Source organism: Pseudomonas sp. PGPR N4, assembly GCF_059693665.1.
Window position 1 is genome coordinate 410349 of the sequence record NZ_JCAUKV010000003.1, and the last position, 19007, is coordinate 429355.

The following is a 19007-nucleotide window of genomic DNA, read 5'->3' on the forward strand; positions in this document are numbered from 1 at the left end:
GGCGGCTTTCTCTACAACTTGACACGAGTTGAAGCATGACAAACATCGTCCCAATTGACAAGTCCAGGGGGTTCACCCGGATGGACAACCAGCTCATGGATGGCTTGCTTGCCATCGATCTCCCTGCTCGGGAGATGAAGATTGTGCTGTACGTGGCCAAGGCCACCATCAACTTCGGCGCGGGCGCCCAGCGCATCCCGGCCACCGACATCGCGAAAGCCATCCACGCCCATCCTGACACCGTCTCCAAAGCGGTCTCCAGCCTGCTGCGCCGCCGCGTGTTGTTCAGAGACGGCGGTGCTCGAGGTGACATCGGCGTGAATGACCCGAAAGACTGGGTGTACGTTGATCCGAAACAGACCAAAACAGCCGAGTCGGCTCAGGTGGTCCGAATCGGCGAAGAGTCGAAACAGACCAAAACCGCCGAGTCCCTTCTTTATTCTAAGAATCTAACCCCCTATGTAAATCTTCCTACGGAAGATATTACATGCCCCCCCAGCGATGAACCGCCGGCACCGGCTAAGGCTGACCGCAAGGCGCCTTTCGGGAAGGCCGCCATGCTGGCCGACAACCCGCATGGCCTGGACGAATCACTGATCGCTGATTACCTCGTAGTCCGCAAAGCCGCCAAGGCCCCGGTGACCGCCAGGATCTGGGCCACCCTGAACTCCAAGCTGGAGCAGTGCAAGGCGTTCGGCATCCAGCCAAGCCAGGCCATGGACATCGCCGTGGAGAACGGATGGCGGGGATTCGAGGTTGAGTGGATCACCAATCGAGTCGGCTCCCAGCTGCCAGCCAAGGCAAACCCGAACAGCCGCCACCACGGTTTCAGTGACCGCAATTACACCGACGGCCTGAACGAGCGCGAGGACGGTACCTATGCGATCTGAAACGGTGATCACCATGTCCGACGTGCGAAACGCCGCAGGCTTCCGCGTTCAGCCTGCGCAATGCGAGCATCACGGCGACTTCGAGCAGCGGGTGACCATGCTCATGGGTCGCGAGATTGTTGGTCGCTGCCCTGAGTGCGAGAAGGCCGCCATTGCAGAGCGAGAGGCGAAGCAGCAGGCCGAGGAAACCCGCCTGAAGCGCGAGGCCATGACCCGCAAGCTGGGTTCGGCGCTGATCCCGAAGCGCTTCGCCGACCGCACTCTGGCCAACTACCGCGTTGAGCACGAAGGGCAACGCAAAGCCCTGGCCTACTGCACGCGCTACGTGGCCGCTTTCGAGGAGATCGAGCGTACCGGGCGCTGCCTGATGCTGTTGGGCAAGGTCGGTACTGGCAAGACCCATTTGGGTGCTGGAATGGCCAACGACCTGATGCGCAACACGTCAGCGACAGCCGTCTACCGGACCGTGGGTGCAATCCTGCAAGCCATCCGCGCGACCTACGACCGCAACAGCGAGCAGTCCGAAGCCGACATTCTGGCGAGCCTGATCGAACCTTCGCTCCTGGTGCTGGATGAGGTCGGCGTGAGCAAGGAGCAGCCGAGCGAATTTGAGCTGACCACCCTGTTTTCAATCATCAACGGCCGTTACGAGCAGATGCGCCCCACTGTGGTGATCTCCAATTTGGAGCCCGGCCAGCTGCGGCACGCCATGGGCGAACGCTGCTACGACCGTCTCCGCGAGGGTGGCGGGGTGGTGGTGCCTTTCGAGTGGGAATCCCACCGCGGCAAGGAGTCGGTATGAGCATGCTCCTCGCTCCTGATCCGTCCACCTACCGCTACGCCCTCTACTGCCAGAGCCACCTGCTCGGGCTATCCGACGCTCCCGCGCCGCCCATTGCGCTTTATGGCAGCAGGGAGATTGCTGCTGCCCACGGCAAGCTGCTGTGGCCGAGCACTTACCTCGTCATTGATCTTCATGGAGAAGACAGCCCATGCGGCAATCGAAACTGACCAAGGCCGCGCGCGGCCGGGATTGCCAGGTGCGCATCCCGGGCGTTTGCAACGGCAACCCTGAAACGACAGTTCTGGCGCACTACCGCATGGCGGGCACCTGCGGCGTCGGTTCCAAGCCGCACGACTTGCAGGGTGCCTGGGCCTGCAGCGCCTGCCATGACGCATGCGATGGTCGCAGCAAGGCCGTCGACCGCGATACCGCCCGCCAGTACCACGCTGAGGGCGTAATGCGCACTCAGTCGCTGCTGATCAACGAGGGGGTTTTCGTCGCATGAAACCGCCCGCCATCCGCCCGTTCAAGTCCAAAACTCCCCGCGCCAAGCCAATCGACCGAGAGGGGCAGGAGCAGGCCGCCCTGATGCGGGAGATTGAGCTGCGCAACCCAGAGGTTTTCGAGCTGATCTACCACGTCCCGAACGGTGGACATCGGGTGAAGGCTGTTGCCGCCAAGCTCAAGGCTCAGGGCGTGAAGGCCGGTATTCCTGACTTGGTGCTGCCGATGGCACGCGGCGGCTACTTCGGCCTGTACATCGAATTCAAGGCGACCGTCGAGCCTGCGCCGGTCTCGACCAGCCAGAAGGACTGCCTTCGCCGGCTGAATGCCCAGGGCTACCTGGCTATCGTGTGTCGTGGGCACTTCGATGCCATGGAGCAACTGCGGGCGTATCTGATGTTGCCGGCCACGGTGGCCGCATGAGCGCGACCCGAGCAGTAAAACTCAGCGAGGCCGAGATCCGCCGGCAGGCTGCCGATGTGTCGGTGCGCGATCTGCGCGACCCGCGTCACCCCGGCCTGTATCTGCGCTTCTGGACTAACCGCGAGCGAGGGACGTGGCACCTGGTCACCGGTAAGCGCTGGGAGCCGATCGCCCATTGGCCGGAGTTGAGTGTTGCCGATGTGCTGGCCGAGCTGCCTTCGCTGCGGCGGCGGGTAATGCGCGACCGTGCGGCACCGGTAGCGGTTTCCGGCATGACGACCGTGGGTGAGCTGCTGGACTGGTATGTCGATCGGATGCTGGACGACCGCTCGCTGTCCACCAAGCGCAAGGCCGGCGCCCGCTCTGCCGTGGTCCAACACCTGCGTCCGCGACTGTCCGGCCTGGCTATCGCCGAGGTGAGCGCCGAATCGCTGGACAAGCGGCTGATGTGGCCGTGCCAAGCCGATGTGTCGCTGTCCTACCTGCAGCAGATCTTCGCGCTGCTGCTGATCGCTTTCCGCCAGGCGCACACGCTCGGCATGATCGAGCGCAACCCCATGGCCGGCATGCGCTTCAAGGATTTCACCAAGGCCCGGGTGCGTCCTAAGGCAGCACGGCTGCGCGATGTGCAGTTGCCCGAACTGATGCAGCAACTGGCCAAGGCCTTCGAAGACTTCCCCGGTGACGCCATGCTGGCCCTCATGATGCTGGCCCACGGCACACGGATCGGCGAGACCCGTATGGCGCGCTGGGCGGACATCTCGCTGGCTGCGTCCGAGTGGTTCATCCCAGCAGCCAACACCAAGACCCGCACCGAGCACCGCCTGCCACTGACCAGCCAGCTCAAGGCGCTGCTGACCCGCTACCGGGCCATGCAACAGAGCCAAGGCTACAGCGGCGCCTACCTGTTCCCGAATCGTCGAGGCTTGCCGCTGAGCGAGACTCAGGCCAGCAACGTATTCACCCGGCTGGGGCAGGGCGCGTGGACCAGTCACGACCTGCGCAAGGTCTCCCGCAGCACCTGGACCGACCTCGGCATCGACGGGCACATCGGCGAGATGCTGCTCAACCACTCGCTGGGCAAGATCGCGAGCACCTACATCCACACGCAAGCCATGCAGCAGCGCCGGGCAGCCTTGGAGAAGTGGCACGGCTGGTTAGACAGCATCGGCTTTTCCACCATTCACGGCCTTACAGAGGCCTTATTTGAATTTTCACAGAATCGCGTGCAGCCCACGGCTGGCAAGGCTCCAAGCGGTCTTACTGAATTTGTTACTAGCGAGGATTCGAAATGAAGAACAGCGACCAGATGCGCGCCCAGTTCGAGGCGGCATATGAGGCCAAAAGCTTTGAGCGGAACGGCCGTTTTGACAGGGCTGTGCTCACTCGAGGCGGTGACGACGAGTACGTCATCCCGCAGGTTCAATCGGCCTGGTGGGGCTGGCAGACCTCCCTCGAAGCTCTGCGCGTTACCAACCCATTCCCAGTCCAGATGGGTGACCCGGATGCCGATTGGGCCCGGGGTGTTGCCGAGCAGTCGCTGCGGGCCCAGGGATTGAAGGTGGTCGGCTGATGAAGAAGCACGGCCCAGCCTTCAAGAAGGCCGTGATCGAGCTGGACAAGTGCCCTTTGTGCCGTGGGAGAGCGGTCACTAAGGGTGTGTTTCACGAACTGCCATGCGACCACTGCAACGCCTCGGGCTGGGTAGCGGCTGCAACTGGTGAGGCCCTGGCCCTTGATGAACTGGTGACCCAGCTCAGCATGAGGCTTCGGGCAGCGCACCGGCAGATCGACGAATTCAAGAAACCTCGGGCCACTGGGCCAGAGGCGCACTATCAGGAAGGCAACCGGCTGGGCGCCGGCGGCATCAACTACACCGGGGATTGAGGGGAAGGACATGAGCCATTTGGAACGAACTGCTGAAGATCTGCTGGAGCACTGGGGCCGCTGGGTAGTGCTTGGGTCTGGGGTGTCTTGCTGTGCATCGCGTGAGAACACAATCCTTGATCCCATGATCACCGACGACGCCGCGCTGATGATTGATCGCCTGGTTGGCCGACTGCTGAAGCGTTATCCAGAGTGCGGTCAGGTGATCATGAAGTACTACACCTCCCGCGATGCCTCGCTGAAGGATGTGGGCAAGAAGCTGAAGTTCGGCGAAGAGAAGGCCCGCCAACTATGGAAGTCTGGTGTGGCCTGGGTGGATGGGGCACTTGATGTTCGTCGCGAGGCTGCTTGACAGCCCCGGTCCCGTTCCGTATCTTTCGTGTTACTTTGCGGTAGGTGCGCGAGAGCAAACTCGCCATCACCAGCAGCCACCTTAGAGCCTCGGCATTCGCCGGGGCTTTTTAGTTTTCTAATGTTGCATTGCCATCATTAGGTTGTTATAAATCGCTTGTCGGTTCGCCGACGAGATGGCCCCGTAGCTCAGTCGGATAGAGCAACTCCCTGCTAAGGAGTAGGTCGTGGGTTCAAGTCCCTCCGGGGAAAGTCGCTACTGACGTGGACACTTTCCCGGATGCATTTCCCCGCATCGAGAACCCAGCTTAGGCTGGGTTTTCCATTTTCAGAGCCCCGCGATTGCGGGGCTTTTTCATTTCTACTCCCCGCAATGGGAGGAACCGAGATGCCGAACATGCCTGAGAAGGATCCTGGCCTGTGGGCCGCCGTACTCGCCTGGGTGCTGGCTCACCAGCCTCAGCTGTATGCAGCTGGCCTGTCGGTCGCGATCGCTGCGCTGCGGGTTGTTTACGGTGGCGGCACTCGCCGTCAGATGATCTTGGAGGGCGCGCTCTGCGGCCTCATTACCTTGGCCCTGGTGCCGCTGCTCGAATGGATGGGCTTACCTCAGGGCATGGCCACCTTCGCCGGTGGCGCCGTCGGCTTCATGGGTGTTGAGAAGCTGCGCGGTTACTCCGACCTGTTCCTGTCCCGCAAGGCCCAAGGCTGATGCCCAGGCTCAAGACACTGGGGTCTCGAATCAAGGAGAGCGCCGGCTCGCGGGTCAAGGTAGTGACACCTGGCAGCTGGCGTAGTGGGCTGACCAGCAGCCAGCGTGGTTACGACTACAAGTGGCAGAAAGCTCGAGAGCAGTTCCTGCGCGATAACCCGCTCTGCGTGTACTGCGCCAAGGTGGGTCGCACCGCTGCCGCCAATATCGTCGACCACATCGTCGCGCATCGAGGCGACAAGGATCTCTTCTGGGATCAGGACAACTGGCAGTCCCTCTGCAAGTCCTGCCATGACTCGGTTAAACAGGCCGAAGAAGCCGCAGGCCTGGCTGGTTGAGGCCGCAGAACGGCGTCGGCAGGGCTAGCAACACGCCAGTGACGTGCTTCTAGGTGGGGGGAGGGTAAAATATAGCGATTCCCATCCAGCTAGACCGCCTCCGATCGCACGCACACATTTTTTCCCGTTTCAGGAAAAGTTAACCATGGCTTTAACCGACAAGAAGCGGCGGTTTGTTGACGCTTTGCTGTCGGGGGCCACAAATCGCGGGGCAGCGATCGCTGCCGGATATTCCGAGAAGACCGCATCGCAAGCGGGCTCCAAGCTGGCCAAGGATCCCGATGTCCTCGCGGAGGTGGGGCGCCGGCTTAAGCAAAAGCAGGAGTCCAGCGCTGAGGTTAAACCTGGCCGAAAAGTTAAAGCTGCAGACCCCGTTGAGGATGAGCACGGCGACGTTTCGCTCACTGTCACCGCCGACCCTCGCGTCTTCCTTACCGAGCTGATGAATGCCGATGGTGCTGATCTTCGCATGCGCCTGGAAGCAGCCAAGACGCTGATGCCTTATGTGCACGGCAAGGTTGCCGACCAAGGCAAGAAGGACCAGAAAGCCGAGGCCGCCAAGGAGGCGGGCAAGGGCAAGTACTCCCAAGGCAAACCGCCGCTCTCAGTCGTCAAGGGGTAACTCATGCAATGGACCACGGCCTGCCCAGACTGGTGGCGGCGACTGGCTGCGTGTGAGTCGATCATTCCAGAGCCGCTGTTTCCCGAAGAGGCAGAAGCGAGCCTTGAAGTATTCAGGGGCTTGAAGATCGTTGACGCCCCTGGCAGCCCGACAATCGAAGCGTCATGCGCCCCATGGGTGCTGGCCTTCGCCGGTGCAGTGTTCGGCAGCTATAACAGCGAGACCGGCGAGCGACTGATCCGCGAGGTGATGCTGTGCATCCCGAAGAAGAACAGTAAATCGACGATTGCCGCCGGCATCATGCTCACCGCATTGATCCGCAACTGGAGACTGTCGGCAGAGTTCATCATTCTGGCCCCGACCAAGGAGATCGCCGACAACTCGTTCATCCCGGCCAAGGACATGGTCAATAACGATGATGAGCTCAAGGCGCTGCTGCATGTTCAGCCCCACCTGAGGTTGATCACTCACCGCGAGACCGGCGCCACCTTGAAAGTGGTGGCGGCCGACAGTGACGTGGTTGGCGGTAAGAAAGCAGTAGGCGTGCTAATCGATGAGGCCTGGCTGTTCGGCAAGAACCCCAAAGCTGCGGATATGATCCGTGAAGCAACAGGTGGTCTGCTGTCCCGCCCTGAAGGCTTCATCATCTGGCTGACGACTCAGTCAAACGAACCACCTGCAGGTGTGTTCAAGTCCAAGCTGACTTATGCCCGGGGCGTGCGGGATGGTCGAATCGAAGACAACCGTTTCCTGCCGATCATCTACGAATTCCCGCAAGAGATGATCAAAAGCCACGAGGCCCGGAAGCCTGAAAACTTCCACCTGGTCAACCCGAACATCAATTATTCCGTCGATCGAGCCACGCTTGAGCGTCTGCACATGCAGGCCGAGATCGACGGTGAGGCGGAGATGCGCGGCTTCTTGGCCAAGCACCTCAACATCGAGATCGGCCTGGCGCTGATGTCCGACAGCTGGGTTGGCGCCGCTTTCTGGGAGCCCCAGGCGAAGGAAGGCATGAAGCTGGACCACCTGCTCGAGCAGTGCGAGGTGATCGTTGTCGGTGTCGATGGCGGTGGCCTTGATGACTTGCTCGGGCTCGCCGTGATTGGCAGGGTTCGTGAATCCCGCACCTGGTTGCATTGGGCACATGCCTGGGCTCACCCGTCAGTACTTGAACGCCGCAAGTCTGAAGCCCCGCGCTTGCAGGATCTGAAGGCAGTGGGCGATGTGACCATTGTCGACAAGATCGGCGACGACGTGGATCAACTGGCCGCCATCGTGGCCAGGATTAATCAGGCTGGCTTACTCGACAAGGTCGGGCTCGACCCGGCCGGCATCGGGGCCGTGCTGGATGCACTGGCTGATGTGGAAATTGATGAGGAGCAGGTCGTCGGCATCTCCCAGGGCTGGAAGCTCACCGGTGCGATCAAAACGACCGAGCGCCGCCTCGCTGAGGGAACGCTTATCCACTGCGGCCAGCCCCTTATGGCCTGGTCCTGCGGGAATGCCAAGGGCGTGCCCTCGGCAAACGCCTTCCTGATCACCAAGCAGGCTTCCGGTACCGCAAAAATTGACCCGCTCATGGCGACCTTCAACGCCGTGTCGCTGATGGCGCTCAACCCAGAGGCGCGTGGCGGCCTGGACGATTACCTCAACCACGGCTTCTTCGGATTAGTAGGCTGACCATGGCATTCAAATGGTACAACCCCTCGACGTGGGGATTTTTTGGCTACACCGACCCGGCAACGGGCGACTATGTCGAGGTAGACCTTGAGGTTGGTGGCAAGCGCACCAAGGCGGGTGTGCGTGTCACCGCCAAGACCGCACTGTCAGTCAGCATGATCTGGTCCTGCGTCAAGATCCTCTCCGAGTCGCTGAGTGGCCTACCGCTCAAGCTGTACGAGGACAAGGACGGCAAGAGGGCGCTGGTTCCAAGCAATGACCGCTATGCCAAGTTGCTTCGCAAGCCAAACCCCTACATGACCATGCTGAACTTTCTCAAGTTCGTGGTCGTGAACATGGCCCTGCGTGGCAACGCTTTCGCCCTGGTCGAGCGGAACGTGAACAACGACGTGATTGGCATCGTTCCCCTGGACGGCAAGACGGTCACCATCGATACCGACGAGGACCTGCTCTACTGGGTGACTCCCAGCAAGGGCGATCGCTTCCCGGTATCGCCGGAGAGCATGCTGCACTTCAAGCTGTTCAGTCTGGACGGCATCGTGGGGCTCTCGCCCATCGAGCACCAAGCGGAAACTATGGGGCTGGCCAAGGCCGGCCAGCAGTGGTCGGCTCGCTTCATGCGCAAGGGCGGCTTCACCGGCGGTTATGTCATCTACGAGCAATTCCTCACCAAGGCCCAGCAGGCCCAGGTGATGGAGAAATTCCCCGACGTTCGCAAGGCTGACACCGACGACATCGGCAAGATGGCGATCCTTCAAGGCAATCCGAAGATCGTCCCGGCTGGCATCAGCCAGAAAGATGCGCAGTTCATCGAGTCACAGCAGTTCCAAGAAGAAGCCCTGGCGGGCATCTATGGCGTACCGCTGTGGCTGGCGAACCGCGCCGGCAAGACCTCGATCATGGGTTCAAACCTCGAGCAGCAGCTCACCGGGTACATCACCTTCGGCCTCAAGCCCTTCATTGATGCGGTTGAGGACGAGTTCAACGACAAGATTTTCGCCGCCAAGTTGCGGTTTGCCGAGTTCGCGGTCGAGGGTCTGCTGCGCGCCGATAGCGCCGGGCGGGCCACGTACTACGGCAGCGCACTGGGCGGCTCGGGCGGCTCTGGCTGGATGACCATCAACGAAGTCCGCACCAAGGAAAACCTGCCTCCCCTGGAAGGCGAAGAATACAACCGGGTCACCCGGTGGGAGATGCAAACCAATGGCGAACCTTGAAGTCCCGTTCGAACTCAAGGCCGTAGACGAAGCTGGCAATTTCGAAGGCTACGCCGCGGTGTTCAACAATGTTGACCTGGGCGACGACGTAATCCTTCCCGGCGCCTTCACCCGGGTGAAGGCCACCCGCAACGGCAAGTTGAAGCTGGCCCTGTACCACGACCTGACCCGCTTGGTTGGCGCCGCAGACTACACCCAGGACGACCACGGCCTCCTGCTCAAGGGCCAGGTGAACCTCAACGTCAGCTACGCCCGTGACGCCTACGAGCTGATGAAGGCCGAAGTGCTCGACAGCATGTCGATCGGCTTCAACACCATCAAGGCAGATTTCGAGGACCGCGCCGGACGGCGCGTGCGCCTTATCAAGGAGGCCGAACTCTGGGAGGCGTCCTTCGTGCCGTTCGGCATGAACCCCGAGGCGCATGTCCTCAGCGTCAAGTCGGACATCAGGCTTTTCGAGAAGGCCCTGCGCGAGCGCATGGGTCTCTCTCAAAAGGAAGCGGCAGCAGTCGCTTCGCTCGGCTATACCGCGCTACGCCGTGATGGTGGAAGCGAGGCCACGGCGATCGTGGATGAGCTGAAAGGTATTTCCACGTTATTCACCAAACATTTTGGAGCATCGCAATGAGCGAAGTGAAAGAGCTGAAAGACACCCTCGAGCTGCAACTGAAGAGCGGCTTCGAGGGCCTGCAGAAGAAGTATGACGCAGCTATGGACGAGGTCGAGAAGGGCAACAAGGTTGCTGGCGACCTGAAGAAGCAAATCGAAGACCAGAAAGGCGAGCTGCAAAAGGTCATCGACCAAGTAGTGGATCTGGAGCAGAAGGGCGTCAAGCTGCGCGGCCTGCCGGGCGAAGGTAAAAGCTTCATCGACATGATCAAGGGCGATGACAGCTACAAGGCCCTGTCTTCGAATTCGGCTAACCGTGCCGAGATCGAGGTGACCAAGTCTGATCTGGCCGCCATGAAGGAAGTGAAGGTCACCAGCGCCGGCGTTGTCGCGCCGGTGTATGACACCACCATCCAGCCAGGCATTCGCCAAGAGCTGCGAATCCGCGACCTGCTCACCGCTATCCCGGTCACTGGCCAGAACTACACCTACTTCCGTGAGAAGCTGCATACTCGCGGCGCCGGTATGGTGGCAGAGGGTGGCACCAAGCCGACCAGCGACGTGACTTTCGAAGCGGCAACCGACCGCGTCAAAAAGATCGCGGTCTGGATGCCTGTCACCGAAGAAGCGTTGGCCGACGTTCCCCAAATGCAGGGGTACATCCAGGAACTGCTGCGCTACGACCTGAAGCTCGAAGAAGAAAACCAGATCCTCAAGGGCGATGGTACTGGCGAAAACCTGAACGGCCTTATGACCCAGGCCACCATCTACGACGCCAACTTGACCAAGGCAGGCGACACCTCGATCGACATCGTCCGCCGCGGCATCTATCAGGTTCGCAAGCAATCGAAGCTGTCCGCCGATGGCGTCGTGATGAGCGAGCTCGACTGGATGAACATCGAGCTGCAAAAGGATGGAGAGAACCGCTACCTGTTCGCCAACCTGCAGGGCCTGGTCACTCCGATCCTCTGGGGTCGTCCGGTCATTACCTCGGACAGCATGGACGAGGGTGATACAGACGCTGGCGGCGAGTTCCTGATCGCCAACTTCGCCCGCGCTGCAATTCTCTTCGACCGCATGAGCTATTTGTTCAAGATGGGCCTGATCAACGACATGTTCATCAAGAACATGATCGCGCTGCTGGCAGAAGAGCGTCTTGGCCTGGGCGTGCGCCGCAAGGAAGCCCTGGTCAAGGGCAACTTCCCTAAGTAAGCCTGAACCGCGCGTAACCATCGCTAAGCCGGCATAGCGTCGGCTTTTTTGTTTCTGGAGGCAGCATGAAAATCAAAATCCTGTGGGGTTTCGTCGGCAATGGGGCGCTGCTGGGCGCTACCTCGAACAAGGTCAAGGCCGGTGAAGCGTTTGACGATGCTGATGACGAATATGCCTACACCTTGATCGGTAAGGGCCTGGCCGTCGAGGTCGATACCAGCGGCAAGCCCCGGGTGGCTAAGCCGAGAGAGACCAAACCTGCGGCGCCCAAGGACGACAAAGCTGCTGCCGAGAAAGCGGCTGCTGAGAAAGCCGCAGCTGAAAAGGAAGCCTCCGAGAAGGAAGCGGCCGAGAAAGCGGCTGCTGAGAAGGCTGCCGCAGAAAAAGCTGCGGCCGAGGCCAAGTAAATGCTCGACCTGGCCACCGTGAAAATGCACCTGCGGGTCGACGGCGACGAGGAAGATGCCTTGATTGGCGGCTACGTCGCGGCGGCTAAGGCCCATGTCGAGCAGCACTGCGACCGTAAGCTGGTAGACGCCGACCCGGTTGAGCCCGCAGAGATGGGCTTGACCAGCGATGTCGAGCAGGCTGTCCTGCTGCTGGTCGGCCACTGGTACGCCAACCGCGAGGCCGTGGCTGTGGGCACAATCGCGACGGCCATGCCCCTCGCAGTCGAACGGCTGCTCTGGTACAGGAAGCGATTCTGATGAGAGCCGGCCCTTTGAAACACCGGTGCAATTTATCCAAGCCTCACCGCGAACCGAATGGCTCAGGAGGTGCGACCAAGACCTGGGTAGACGCCGGGAAGATTTGGGCGGAGATCACCATGCCGACTGGCCGCGTCGCTCCAGTGGCGGAGCAGCTCAGGGCAGTCATATCCGCTGAGATCCGCATTCGGCCACGATCCGATATCGCCGCCGAGTGGCGGATCACTGAGCATGGTGTCACTTATCAAGTGGAAGCCGTGCTGATCGACAACGACCGAACCATGATGAGGCTTCTGTGCTCATCCGTCCCAAATCCCTGAGGTGAACCATGAAAGTTCGTGCACTTGGCATCCTCTCCGGCGCATCTGGCGATCGCGAGAAGGGTGAAGAATTTGTCGTCGACAAAGCGTATGGCGCTGGTCTGATTGCCCGCGGCTATGCCGAAGAAGTCGTCGAGAGCCCCGCAGTCGGGGATAAGGCAGCCAAACCCGGCAAGGTCGATTCGGCCAAGGAGTAGGCCATGGCCCGTCGCTCTAGGTTGCGCGGCGACTTCAAGCTGCGCCGCACGCTCCGCAATATCCACACCACCATGGACAACGAGCTGCGACCGACCATGCAGAAGTGCGCCGACCGCATCCTCGGTACCATGCAGCAGTTGATTCCCAAGGACACTGGCGCGGCTGCAGGTGCATTGACCGCATTCGTTTCGAAAAGTGGCCTGGACGCCGAGATCGGGCTGCGCGGCAAAGGTGTCAACAAGCAGTTCTTCTACATGCGCTTCATCGAGTACGGCACGAAGGGATACTCCGGAACCGTGTATCGCCGCGCTGACATCAACGCCATAGGCGGTGAGCACACAAAGAGCCGTGACACCAGCCAGCTGAGTGGACGGCGCAATGGCATCCGGCAGCGCGGCGTCAAGAACAAGTCTGACGGCGCTCACTTCTTCGGCAAGTACCCAGACATTCCTGCGAGGCCAGCGCATCCATGGCTGCGCCCAGCCCTGCAGGTCAACCGCGAGTTCGTCATGGCAGAGATCGAGGCCGCAGTCAGCCGAACGCTGATCAAGGCCAGTAAAGGTGCAGGCAATGGCTGATCCGTCACTCGCGTTACAGGAGGCGATATTCGCCAGGCTACAGGCCGAGGTCAGCTGCCCGATCTACGACGGTGCGCCGCTCAATGCGACCATGCCCTATGTGTCGATTGACCGTGAGATATCGGTGAACAGCAGCCCCCTTTCAGGTCGCAGGCGCGAGATCAGGATGATTTACCTGTCGGTCTGGTCCGACGCAATCGGCCAGGCCGAGGTGAAGCGCATCAACGGCGAAGTCATTGCGGCGCTGGACGAGCGCCGTTTGCCGCTGGCTGTGGGTCGCGCCGTCTCTGTTCGAGTCGAGCAGTCCGACTCCCAGCGCGATGCAGATGGCGTCACCTATCAAGGATCGATCACGGTCAGCGTCATCACTACGCACTAAATCCAATTTCCGGCCGCTCTGCGGCTTTATCCAATGAGCCTTTGGAGGATCCCCCATGGCCGAAGACAACCTCAATACAGCCGCCGGCTGCCGGCTCGCTATCGGCAGCAAAGTTCCCGCCGCAACCGAAGCGGAATACAAGGCCGACACCTACGTCGATGTTGGCGAGATCGAAGACCTTGGCGAGTTCGGCGATACCTTCAGCGCGGTTAACTTCACTGCACTGAGCGACGGCCGGGTGCGCAAGTACAAGGGCACCGCCGATGCGGGCAACATGACCGTGACGGTCGGCCTCGACAACGGTGACGCCGGGCAGAAAGCGGTTGCAGTTGCGCACAAGGATCGCACCAAGGGCAACTACAACATCAAGGTCACCCTGAACGACGGCGATCCCGGCGCTACGCCTCCGATTTTGCCGACCACGTTCTACTACGGCGTGAAGGTGATGAACAACACTGTCGCACCAGGTGCAGCTGACAACGTGGTGCGACGCAACGTGACGCTCGCGATTAACACCGACATCCTCGAAATCGTCGCCGGCCCTGCCGTTCCTTGATCGATGGGGCTGCGGCCCCGTCTCCTGCTGAGACCCACACATGAGCGAAGCACTACACGGTACTGTGACCCTGGTTATCGGTGCGCGAACCTACATTCTGCGGCCGACCCTTGAGGCCGCCCTGCTGATCGAAACCCGCTTCGGTGGCCTGCGCGGGGCACTGGAAGCCATGCGCTTGATGAGCATCGGTGCCAGCGCCGACATCATCGTCGCCGGCGCCGGTCTGCAGCAGAGCCAGCACACCGAGGTGGCCACTGGCGTGTTCCAAACCGGTGTCGCAAAGGTGTCAGCCGAGCTGACCACGTTCATTTCCGTGCTGCTCAACCCGGTACCGCCGAGCGTCGCCGCGCGGGGAAAGGCCGAGGCGGGCAGCACAGCGCAGTGAAGAACGGCAGCTACGTCGACTATCTGTTTGGCGTGGCCACCGGCTGGCTTGGCTGGCCGCCAGACACTGCCTGGAGAACCCCGGTACCGCAGATCATGCTGGCGCTTGATGCACGCCTTGACTGGACGGGGCGCGGGCAGGGCCAGGCGCAGGGGCCAACCGCAGCACCCCGGAAGCAGGGAAGCGTTGCGGATAAATTGAAGTCCTTCTTCCGCGGTCGCCGGGAAGAGTAAGCAGCCGCCTTCGAGCGGTTTTTTTGTGCTTGGAGAAATGCATGGCCGACCAACAAGTCCAGGGGATGCTGGTTCAGATCGAGGCGACTACAGCCCAGCTGCGCCGGGAACTAGCGACCGCTGACCAGGTGGTGGCGCGCAGCACCCAGGCGATCGACCGCAACCTGGCGACAGTAGACACGGCATTCGACAGGGCTGGCGCTGCGGCCCAGGGCGCTGGCGTGCTCATGCGCGGCGCATTCGCTGCCGTGGCGGGGGCTGGCCTCATTGGCGGCATCATCAAGCAAGTCGACGCCTATGGGCAGATGTCCGACCGGATGAAGGCTGCTGCTGGCAGTGCCGCCGAGTATCAACTGGTGCAGGAGCACCTGCTGCAGACCGCGCAGGAGACGTACCGCCCCATGGCGGAGGCGCAAGAGCTCTACATCCGCACCGCCGATGTGATGCGCAGCCTGGGCTTCAATACGCAGCAGACGCTCGACATCACCGATAGCTTCAGCTTCCTGCTGGTCACCAACGCTGCGGCGGCTGACAAGGCAGGTTCTGCGCTCGATGCTTACTCGAAGGCGTTGCAAACCGGCAAGGTCGAGGCCGATGGCTGGGTGGCGATTCAGGGCGCCATGCCGACGATCGTCGATGCCATCGCCAATGCCACCGGCAAAAGCGCTGACGAAGTGCGCAAGCTGGGCGTTGAGGGCAAGCTGTCTCTGGAGGCGATCAACACCGGCCTTCTGCGCACGGTGGATGTAAACCGCAAGGCTGCGGCGGATATGTCCACCAGCGTGCAGGATGCACTGGTAAACATCAGCAACGCCATCCAGACGTTCTTGGGCGGGATGGAGGAGCAGACCGGCGCTGTTGCAGGTCTGTCGAGCATACTGATTGCGCTGGCTGATAACGTCGACCTGGTGGCCGTCGCTATGGGCGGTGCGGGCGCCGCCGCGCTGACGCTGTATGTGGCCAAGGCAGGCATGGCCATCAAAGCCGCGCTGGCCCAGCGCGCAGCCGAGATCCAGAACGCCCAGGCAGCACTACGTGCCGCCGACGCGCAGCGGATCTACGCACAAGCGCAGGTCCAGCAGGCCCAGGCATCCGTGGCAGCCGCGACCGGCCTGCAGCGGCTGTCACTGGTCCAGACACAACTGATTCCCCGGCAGGCTGCGCTCAAGGCGTCCACCGACGCACTGGCGATCGCCCAGACCAACCTGATGCGCGCATCAACCGGCGGGCTGCTCGCGGCGCTCGGCGGGCCAATGGGCCTGGCGCTGATGGCCGGCACCGCCGCGGCAAGCTTCCTGCTGCTGAGAGACAACGCAGACAAAGCCGGGGTCAGCCTCGATGAGCTGCATAAGCCAGTCGCCCAGCTGCGCGAGGAGTTCGCCAAGCTCAACAAGGACCAGCGCGAAGCCTCGCTGGTGAAGTGGCAGCAGGAACAGGTCAACGCTGCTGACAAGGTCAAGGATGCTTACGGCGACCTGGCCCACTCCATCCGCTCCGCCGTGGTGACCGCGCCTGTGCGCGACTCCGGCGGCCAGTACAATCGGCAGCTGGCTGAATACCAAGGCTTGATTGATCGCCTCAACGAAGCGCGTGCTTCTGGCCAAGGCCTGTCGCCAGTCCTTCAGGAAGTGGCAGCACGCTTACAGCTGCCGGCTTCCACGGTGCAGCAGTGGATCACCCAGGCGGGCGCCGTCAGTGACGCCGATCAGCGCACCAATCTGATCGCCGAGACGCTGCGGGTTCTGACTGGCGTCACCGAGCAAAACACCTCGGCTACCCAGGCGAACAACGCGGCCAAGGCCGGCATGAGCACCGCCGGGCAGACATACCTGGAGACGCTGCAGAAGCAGCTGGCCGGGCTGCAGGACAACGGCGACGCGATGAAGATCGCCAACCGCCATATTGCTGAAAACGCTGACCTCACCGAGACGGATCGGCAGGCGATCCTCTCGGCAGCCAGCGCGATCGAGTCGCAGAAGAAGGCCAACAAGGATGCCACCGAAGGCACGAAGGATCGCACCAAGGCGCTCAAGGACGAGATCAAAGCCCTCGATGCGATCATCGACCGCGCGCTGCCGGAGAAGAAGCGGCTGACCGATCTGTCGGAAGGCGTGCAGGGGCTGCGCAAGGCCCAGGCTGCCGGCAAGATCACGGCCGCCGAGATGGAGCTCGGCATCAAGAATCTCAACACGGCTTACGCCGACCCCATCATCCAGAAGCGCACCGAGGAAGAAAAGAAGCTCGCCGAGCTGCGCCGCAACAGCGCCGATGCATACCGCAAGGCCATGGAGGTCGTGCTGCAGACGCGGCAGGACGCGATCAATGCGGACGTCGCTGGCGTGGGAATGGGCGACGACGAGCGCGAGCAGGCCGACCGGCTGAACGCGGTTCGCCAGAAGTACGCCGAGTCTCGCCGGCAGTTGGAAGAGCAGCAGGAAGATGTGTCGCGCCGGTTGAGCCAGGAGGCCTACCAGCAGCGCCTGGCGGATCTGTCTGACTACCAGGCCCGCGAGCTGCAGATGGAGGTTGATGGCTTTGACGCCCGGCTTGAGGCGCAGCGCGACTATCGCAACGGCGCCAAGCGTGCCTGGGCGAACATCCAGGCTGATGCCGCCAACGTGGCCGGCGCAACCGATGACATGCTCACTGCCGGATTCAACTCGGCACGCGACGCTGTTGCTGAGTTCGCCATGACGGGCAAGGCCAACTTCAAGAGCTTTACCGTCAGTGTCATTTCGGACATGGCCAGGATCGCCAGTCAGCAGGCCGCGAGCTCGCTGCTCAGCGGGTTAGTGGGGCTGGGGGTCTCAGCGGTTGGCAGCTACTTCGGCAGCGGCGGCGGGAATGGCATGGCGGCTGGCTCAGCTGGGGCTACATCCTCCAATCTCGGCGCGTCGCAGGCCGGCTACGGCAGCGCTTATTTCCCGCAGGCGCTGGGCGGGGCCTGGAGCGGCGGCGTGCAGATGTTCGCCAAAGGGGCCGCGTTTCGCACCAACAACATCTTGAACACTCCCACGCCATTCAGCATGGCCGACGGCGGGCTGGGCATTGCGGGCGAGGCCGGGCCGGAGGCAATCATGCCACTCGCGCGCAGCGCGGATGGATCGCTCGGGGTTCAGATGGTGGGAGGAGCGGCCGGAGGCTCAACTGTTCTTCAACTCAACATGCCCGTGGCGGTGACGCTTGAGGATCGGAGCAAGGACGGTATGGAGCTGGACAGCTCCGCACTGCAGCAAAACCTCGAGCAGCAGATGCAGGGCGTTGCCGAGCGTGCCATCGCGGTGTCATGGCGCGCCGGCGGGCTCAGTTATCGAAACAGCACAGGAAGACGGTAATGGCCATCGAGACATTCACTTGGGAGCCTGACGATGAGGCGGGCGGCGAGAGCACCTTGCGCACGAGGAAGTCGCAGTTCGGCGATGGCTACGCCCAGGTATCGAGCGACGGGCTCAATGGCGAGACGGACAGTTGGTCCTTGTCATTCGGTGGCCTGGCGGAAGAAATCGGGCCTCCGCTTGCATTCATACGGCGCCATCGCGGCGCGAGGTCGTTTCTGTGGACCAACCCCGAGGGCGTGCTTGGGATGTACCGGTGTGAAACCTTCCGGCAGCAGCGCAAGCCAGGCGGTGTCGTGCTGCTGTCGGCCACCTTTGAACGAGCGTTCCAGCCATGAGCCTGATCACCCAGTTGCAGAAGCTCGAACCCGGGGCGGAAATCCTGCTGTTCGAGTTGGACGGCTCCGATTTTGGCGCGGATGTGCTCCGGTTCCACGGCCACGCAATTCCCCACACTCCCGAAGAGTTGGCAGCGGCCGGCGCCGATGCGGACCAGTTGCCTGCAAAACCTATCTGGTGGCAGGGCAACGAGTATGCCGCGTGGCCCATGCAGATCGACGGGATTGAAGCTAACTCGGATGGCACTGCGGTGCGGCCGACGCTGACCGTGGGCAACGTCAATGGTCGCATCACAGCGTTGTGCCTGGCCTTCGGTGACCTGCTCGAGTTCCAGCTGACGATGCGTCTCACGCTGGCGCAGTACTTGGATGCTGCCAACTTCCCTGAAGGCAATCCTGAGGCTGATCCGTCACAGGAAGCGCTCGAGGTGTGGTTCGTTGACCAGAAGATCTCGGAGAACGGCAAAACGGTGGGCTGGGAGCTCGCCAGCCCCGGTGATGTGGGCGGTGAGACAATCGGGCGGCAGATGACCACGCTGTGCCACTGGGCCATGACCAATGGGTACCGGGGGCCGAACTGTGGCTACACCGGGCCGTACTACGACATCGACGGTAATCCTACAGGTGATCCCGCCAAGGACGAGTGCAACGGCTGCCTGGACACGGGCTGCGTTGTGCGTCATGGCGAAGGTAATCAAATTCCATTCGGCGGCTTCCCGGCCGTGTCCCTGATCGCCAGGAGCTGA

Annotated in this window: 28 protein-coding genes; all 28 read left to right on the plus strand. The window is 61.8% G+C overall.

Features of this window, described 5'->3' with window-relative positions:
* Window positions 1-35: 35 nt before the first annotated feature.
* The 28 genes from AC58X1_RS15695 to AC58X1_RS15830 all read left to right on the plus strand — a co-directional run bounded on the left by AC58X1_RS15695 (window position 36) and on the right by AC58X1_RS15830 (window position 19007).
* The gene (locus AC58X1_RS15695; protein WP_497429098.1) at window positions 36-890 is read left to right on the plus strand and encodes a replication protein; all 855 of its coding nucleotides are present in this window, start codon (window positions 36-38) and stop codon (window positions 888-890) included.
* Window positions 880-1692, plus strand: a complete 813-nt coding sequence (locus AC58X1_RS15700; protein ID WP_497429099.1) for an ATP-binding protein — start codon at window positions 880-882, stop codon at window positions 1690-1692. The genes AC58X1_RS15695 and AC58X1_RS15700 overlap by 11 nt, the downstream gene beginning before the upstream one ends.
* Window positions 1689-1901 (plus strand): hypothetical protein, encoded by a 213-nt coding sequence (locus AC58X1_RS15705; RefSeq protein WP_497429100.1) that lies wholly within the window; start codon window positions 1689-1691, stop codon window positions 1899-1901. Before AC58X1_RS15700 ends, AC58X1_RS15705 begins: the two co-directional genes overlap by 4 nt.
* Window positions 1883-2179 (plus strand): DUF1364 domain-containing protein, encoded by a 297-nt coding sequence (locus AC58X1_RS15710; RefSeq protein ID WP_497429101.1) that lies wholly within the window; start codon window positions 1883-1885, stop codon window positions 2177-2179. The genes AC58X1_RS15705 and AC58X1_RS15710 overlap by 19 nt, the downstream gene beginning before the upstream one ends.
* Window positions 2176-2601 carry a VRR-NUC domain-containing protein gene (locus tag AC58X1_RS15715; RefSeq protein ID WP_497429102.1) on the plus strand — a complete coding sequence of 142 codons (426 nt, stop codon included), beginning with the start codon at window positions 2176-2178 and terminating at the stop codon, window positions 2599-2601. The genes AC58X1_RS15710 and AC58X1_RS15715 overlap by 4 nt, the downstream gene beginning before the upstream one ends.
* A complete protein-coding gene (locus AC58X1_RS15720) occupies window positions 2598-3896 on the plus strand; it encodes a tyrosine-type recombinase/integrase (RefSeq protein WP_497429103.1) in 1299 nt (432 codons plus the stop codon). The genes AC58X1_RS15715 and AC58X1_RS15720 overlap by 4 nt, the downstream gene beginning before the upstream one ends.
* Window positions 3893-4174, plus strand: a complete 282-nt coding sequence (locus AC58X1_RS15725) for a phiTE_015 family protein (RefSeq protein ID WP_497429104.1) — start codon at window positions 3893-3895, stop codon at window positions 4172-4174. The genes AC58X1_RS15720 and AC58X1_RS15725 overlap by 4 nt, the downstream gene beginning before the upstream one ends.
* Window positions 4171-4488 (plus strand): hypothetical protein, encoded by a 318-nt coding sequence (locus tag AC58X1_RS15730; RefSeq protein ID WP_497429182.1) that lies wholly within the window; start codon window positions 4171-4173, stop codon window positions 4486-4488. The genes AC58X1_RS15725 and AC58X1_RS15730 overlap by 4 nt, the downstream gene beginning before the upstream one ends.
* Before the next feature lie 10 nt (window positions 4489-4498).
* Window positions 4499-4840: an antiterminator Q family protein gene (locus tag AC58X1_RS15735; protein ID WP_497429105.1), complete on the plus strand. Its 342-nt coding sequence runs from the start codon at window positions 4499-4501 to the stop codon at window positions 4838-4840.
* Between the two features lie 387 nt (window positions 4841-5227).
* Window positions 5228-5551, plus strand: coding sequence for a phage holin, lambda family (locus AC58X1_RS15740; RefSeq protein ID WP_054892292.1), 324 nt, complete (start codon window positions 5228-5230; stop codon window positions 5549-5551).
* Complete coding sequence (locus AC58X1_RS15745; protein ID WP_497429106.1) at window positions 5551-5889, plus strand: HNH endonuclease; 339 nt, start codon at window positions 5551-5553, stop codon at window positions 5887-5889. The genes AC58X1_RS15740 and AC58X1_RS15745 overlap by 1 nt, the downstream gene beginning before the upstream one ends.
* Window positions 5890-6034: 145 nt before the next feature.
* Window positions 6035-6511, plus strand: a complete 477-nt coding sequence (locus tag AC58X1_RS15750) for a terminase small subunit (protein ID WP_497429107.1) — start codon at window positions 6035-6037, stop codon at window positions 6509-6511.
* Window positions 6512-6514: 3 nt separating this feature from the next.
* Window positions 6515-8194, plus strand: coding sequence for a terminase large subunit (locus tag AC58X1_RS15755; protein WP_497429108.1), 1680 nt, complete (start codon window positions 6515-6517; stop codon window positions 8192-8194).
* Between the two features lie 2 nt (window positions 8195-8196).
* The gene (locus AC58X1_RS15760) at window positions 8197-9411 is read left to right on the plus strand and encodes a phage portal protein (protein ID WP_497429109.1); all 1215 of its coding nucleotides are present in this window, start codon (window positions 8197-8199) and stop codon (window positions 9409-9411) included.
* On the plus strand, window positions 9398-10039 hold the full coding sequence (locus tag AC58X1_RS15765; RefSeq protein WP_497429110.1) for an HK97 family phage prohead protease: 642 nt from the start codon (window positions 9398-9400) through the stop codon (window positions 10037-10039). The genes AC58X1_RS15760 and AC58X1_RS15765 overlap by 14 nt, the downstream gene beginning before the upstream one ends.
* Window positions 10036-11232: a phage major capsid protein gene (locus AC58X1_RS15770; RefSeq protein WP_497429111.1), complete on the plus strand. Its 1197-nt coding sequence runs from the start codon at window positions 10036-10038 to the stop codon at window positions 11230-11232. The genes AC58X1_RS15765 and AC58X1_RS15770 overlap by 4 nt, the downstream gene beginning before the upstream one ends.
* 65 nt (window positions 11233-11297) lie before the next feature.
* Window positions 11298-11639, plus strand: coding sequence for a hypothetical protein (locus AC58X1_RS15775; RefSeq protein WP_497429112.1), 342 nt, complete (start codon window positions 11298-11300; stop codon window positions 11637-11639).
* Entirely contained in the window at window positions 11640-11939 is a 300-nt protein-coding gene (locus AC58X1_RS15780; RefSeq protein WP_497429113.1) for a head-tail connector protein, read from the plus strand.
* Window positions 11939-12259, plus strand: coding sequence for a phage head closure protein (locus AC58X1_RS15785; RefSeq protein WP_497429114.1), 321 nt, complete (start codon window positions 11939-11941; stop codon window positions 12257-12259). Before AC58X1_RS15780 ends, AC58X1_RS15785 begins: the two co-directional genes overlap by 1 nt.
* Window positions 12260-12267: 8 nt before the next feature.
* A complete protein-coding gene (locus AC58X1_RS15790; protein ID WP_497429115.1) occupies window positions 12268-12456 on the plus strand; it encodes a hypothetical protein in 189 nt (62 codons plus the stop codon).
* A gap of 3 nt (window positions 12457-12459) precedes the next feature.
* The gene (locus tag AC58X1_RS15795; protein ID WP_497429116.1) at window positions 12460-13035 is read left to right on the plus strand and encodes an HK97-gp10 family putative phage morphogenesis protein; all 576 of its coding nucleotides are present in this window, start codon (window positions 12460-12462) and stop codon (window positions 13033-13035) included.
* Window positions 13028-13414, plus strand: a complete 387-nt coding sequence (locus AC58X1_RS15800; protein ID WP_497429117.1) for a DUF3168 domain-containing protein — start codon at window positions 13028-13030, stop codon at window positions 13412-13414. Before AC58X1_RS15795 ends, AC58X1_RS15800 begins: the two co-directional genes overlap by 8 nt.
* A 55-nt stretch (window positions 13415-13469) precedes the next feature.
* The gene (locus AC58X1_RS15805) at window positions 13470-13970 is read left to right on the plus strand and encodes a hypothetical protein (protein ID WP_103436425.1); all 501 of its coding nucleotides are present in this window, start codon (window positions 13470-13472) and stop codon (window positions 13968-13970) included.
* A 40-nt stretch (window positions 13971-14010) separates the two neighbouring features.
* Window positions 14011-14355 carry a hypothetical protein gene (locus tag AC58X1_RS15810; RefSeq protein WP_497429118.1) on the plus strand — a complete coding sequence of 115 codons (345 nt, stop codon included), beginning with the start codon at window positions 14011-14013 and terminating at the stop codon, window positions 14353-14355.
* Window positions 14352-14588 carry a hypothetical protein gene (locus tag AC58X1_RS15815; protein ID WP_497429119.1) on the plus strand — a complete coding sequence of 79 codons (237 nt, stop codon included), beginning with the start codon at window positions 14352-14354 and terminating at the stop codon, window positions 14586-14588. The genes AC58X1_RS15810 and AC58X1_RS15815 overlap by 4 nt, the downstream gene beginning before the upstream one ends.
* Window positions 14589-14629: 41 nt before the next feature.
* Window positions 14630-17923, plus strand: coding sequence for a phage tail tape measure protein (locus AC58X1_RS15820; protein ID WP_497429120.1), 3294 nt, complete (start codon window positions 14630-14632; stop codon window positions 17921-17923).
* Window positions 17923-18261: a phage tail protein gene (locus AC58X1_RS15825; RefSeq protein WP_497429121.1), complete on the plus strand. Its 339-nt coding sequence runs from the start codon at window positions 17923-17925 to the stop codon at window positions 18259-18261. The genes AC58X1_RS15820 and AC58X1_RS15825 overlap by 1 nt, the downstream gene beginning before the upstream one ends.
* Window positions 18258-19007 carry a phage minor tail protein L gene (locus tag AC58X1_RS15830; protein WP_497429122.1) on the plus strand — a complete coding sequence of 250 codons (750 nt, stop codon included), beginning with the start codon at window positions 18258-18260 and terminating at the stop codon, window positions 19005-19007. Before AC58X1_RS15825 ends, AC58X1_RS15830 begins: the two co-directional genes overlap by 4 nt.

What these genes read in the sequence shown, in the direction of transcription:
- AC58X1_RS15770 (WP_497429111.1), top strand. Translation starts at nt 10,036, where the DNA reads ATGAGCGAAGTGAAAGAGCTGAAAGACACCCTCGAGCTGCAACTGAAG.
- AC58X1_RS15775 (WP_497429112.1), top strand. Translation starts at nt 11,298, where the DNA reads ATGAAAATCAAAATCCTGTGGGGTTTCGTCGGCAATGGGGCGCTGCTG.
- AC58X1_RS15745 (WP_497429106.1), top strand. Translation starts at nt 5,551, where the DNA reads ATGCCCAGGCTCAAGACACTGGGGTCTCGAATCAAGGAGAGCGCCGGC.
- AC58X1_RS15750 (WP_497429107.1), top strand. Translation starts at nt 6,035, where the DNA reads ATGGCTTTAACCGACAAGAAGCGGCGGTTTGTTGACGCTTTGCTGTCG.
- AC58X1_RS15705 (WP_497429100.1), top strand. Translation starts at nt 1,689, where the DNA reads ATGAGCATGCTCCTCGCTCCTGATCCGTCCACCTACCGCTACGCCCTC.
- AC58X1_RS15720 (WP_497429103.1), top strand. Translation starts at nt 2,598, where the DNA reads ATGAGCGCGACCCGAGCAGTAAAACTCAGCGAGGCCGAGATCCGCCGG.
- AC58X1_RS15760 (WP_497429109.1), top strand. Translation starts at nt 8,197, where the DNA reads ATGGCATTCAAATGGTACAACCCCTCGACGTGGGGATTTTTTGGCTAC.
- AC58X1_RS15830 (WP_497429122.1), top strand. Translation starts at nt 18,258, where the DNA reads ATGAGCCTGATCACCCAGTTGCAGAAGCTCGAACCCGGGGCGGAAATC.
- AC58X1_RS15735 (WP_497429105.1), top strand. Translation starts at nt 4,499, where the DNA reads ATGAGCCATTTGGAACGAACTGCTGAAGATCTGCTGGAGCACTGGGGC.
- AC58X1_RS15765 (WP_497429110.1), top strand. Translation starts at nt 9,398, where the DNA reads ATGGCGAACCTTGAAGTCCCGTTCGAACTCAAGGCCGTAGACGAAGCT.
- AC58X1_RS15710 (WP_497429101.1), top strand. Translation starts at nt 1,883, where the DNA reads ATGCGGCAATCGAAACTGACCAAGGCCGCGCGCGGCCGGGATTGCCAG.
- AC58X1_RS15740 (WP_054892292.1), top strand. Translation starts at nt 5,228, where the DNA reads ATGCCGAACATGCCTGAGAAGGATCCTGGCCTGTGGGCCGCCGTACTC.
- AC58X1_RS15800 (WP_497429117.1), top strand. Translation starts at nt 13,028, where the DNA reads ATGGCTGATCCGTCACTCGCGTTACAGGAGGCGATATTCGCCAGGCTA.
- AC58X1_RS15825 (WP_497429121.1), top strand. Translation starts at nt 17,923, where the DNA reads ATGGCCATCGAGACATTCACTTGGGAGCCTGACGATGAGGCGGGCGGC.
- AC58X1_RS15700 (WP_497429099.1), top strand. Translation starts at nt 880, where the DNA reads ATGCGATCTGAAACGGTGATCACCATGTCCGACGTGCGAAACGCCGCA.
- AC58X1_RS15805 (WP_103436425.1), top strand. Translation starts at nt 13,470, where the DNA reads ATGGCCGAAGACAACCTCAATACAGCCGCCGGCTGCCGGCTCGCTATC.
- AC58X1_RS15755 (WP_497429108.1), top strand. Translation starts at nt 6,515, where the DNA reads ATGCAATGGACCACGGCCTGCCCAGACTGGTGGCGGCGACTGGCTGCG.
- AC58X1_RS15820 (WP_497429120.1), top strand. Translation starts at nt 14,630, where the DNA reads ATGGCCGACCAACAAGTCCAGGGGATGCTGGTTCAGATCGAGGCGACT.
- AC58X1_RS15795 (WP_497429116.1), top strand. Translation starts at nt 12,460, where the DNA reads ATGGCCCGTCGCTCTAGGTTGCGCGGCGACTTCAAGCTGCGCCGCACG.
- AC58X1_RS15810 (WP_497429118.1), top strand. Translation starts at nt 14,011, where the DNA reads ATGAGCGAAGCACTACACGGTACTGTGACCCTGGTTATCGGTGCGCGA.
- AC58X1_RS15725 (WP_497429104.1), top strand. Translation starts at nt 3,893, where the DNA reads ATGAAGAACAGCGACCAGATGCGCGCCCAGTTCGAGGCGGCATATGAG.
- AC58X1_RS15780 (WP_497429113.1), top strand. Translation starts at nt 11,640, where the DNA reads ATGCTCGACCTGGCCACCGTGAAAATGCACCTGCGGGTCGACGGCGAC.
- AC58X1_RS15785 (WP_497429114.1), top strand. Translation starts at nt 11,939, where the DNA reads ATGAGAGCCGGCCCTTTGAAACACCGGTGCAATTTATCCAAGCCTCAC.
- AC58X1_RS15715 (WP_497429102.1), top strand. Translation starts at nt 2,176, where the DNA reads ATGAAACCGCCCGCCATCCGCCCGTTCAAGTCCAAAACTCCCCGCGCC.
- AC58X1_RS15790 (WP_497429115.1), top strand. Translation starts at nt 12,268, where the DNA reads ATGAAAGTTCGTGCACTTGGCATCCTCTCCGGCGCATCTGGCGATCGC.
- AC58X1_RS15695 (WP_497429098.1), top strand. Translation starts at nt 36, where the DNA reads ATGACAAACATCGTCCCAATTGACAAGTCCAGGGGGTTCACCCGGATG.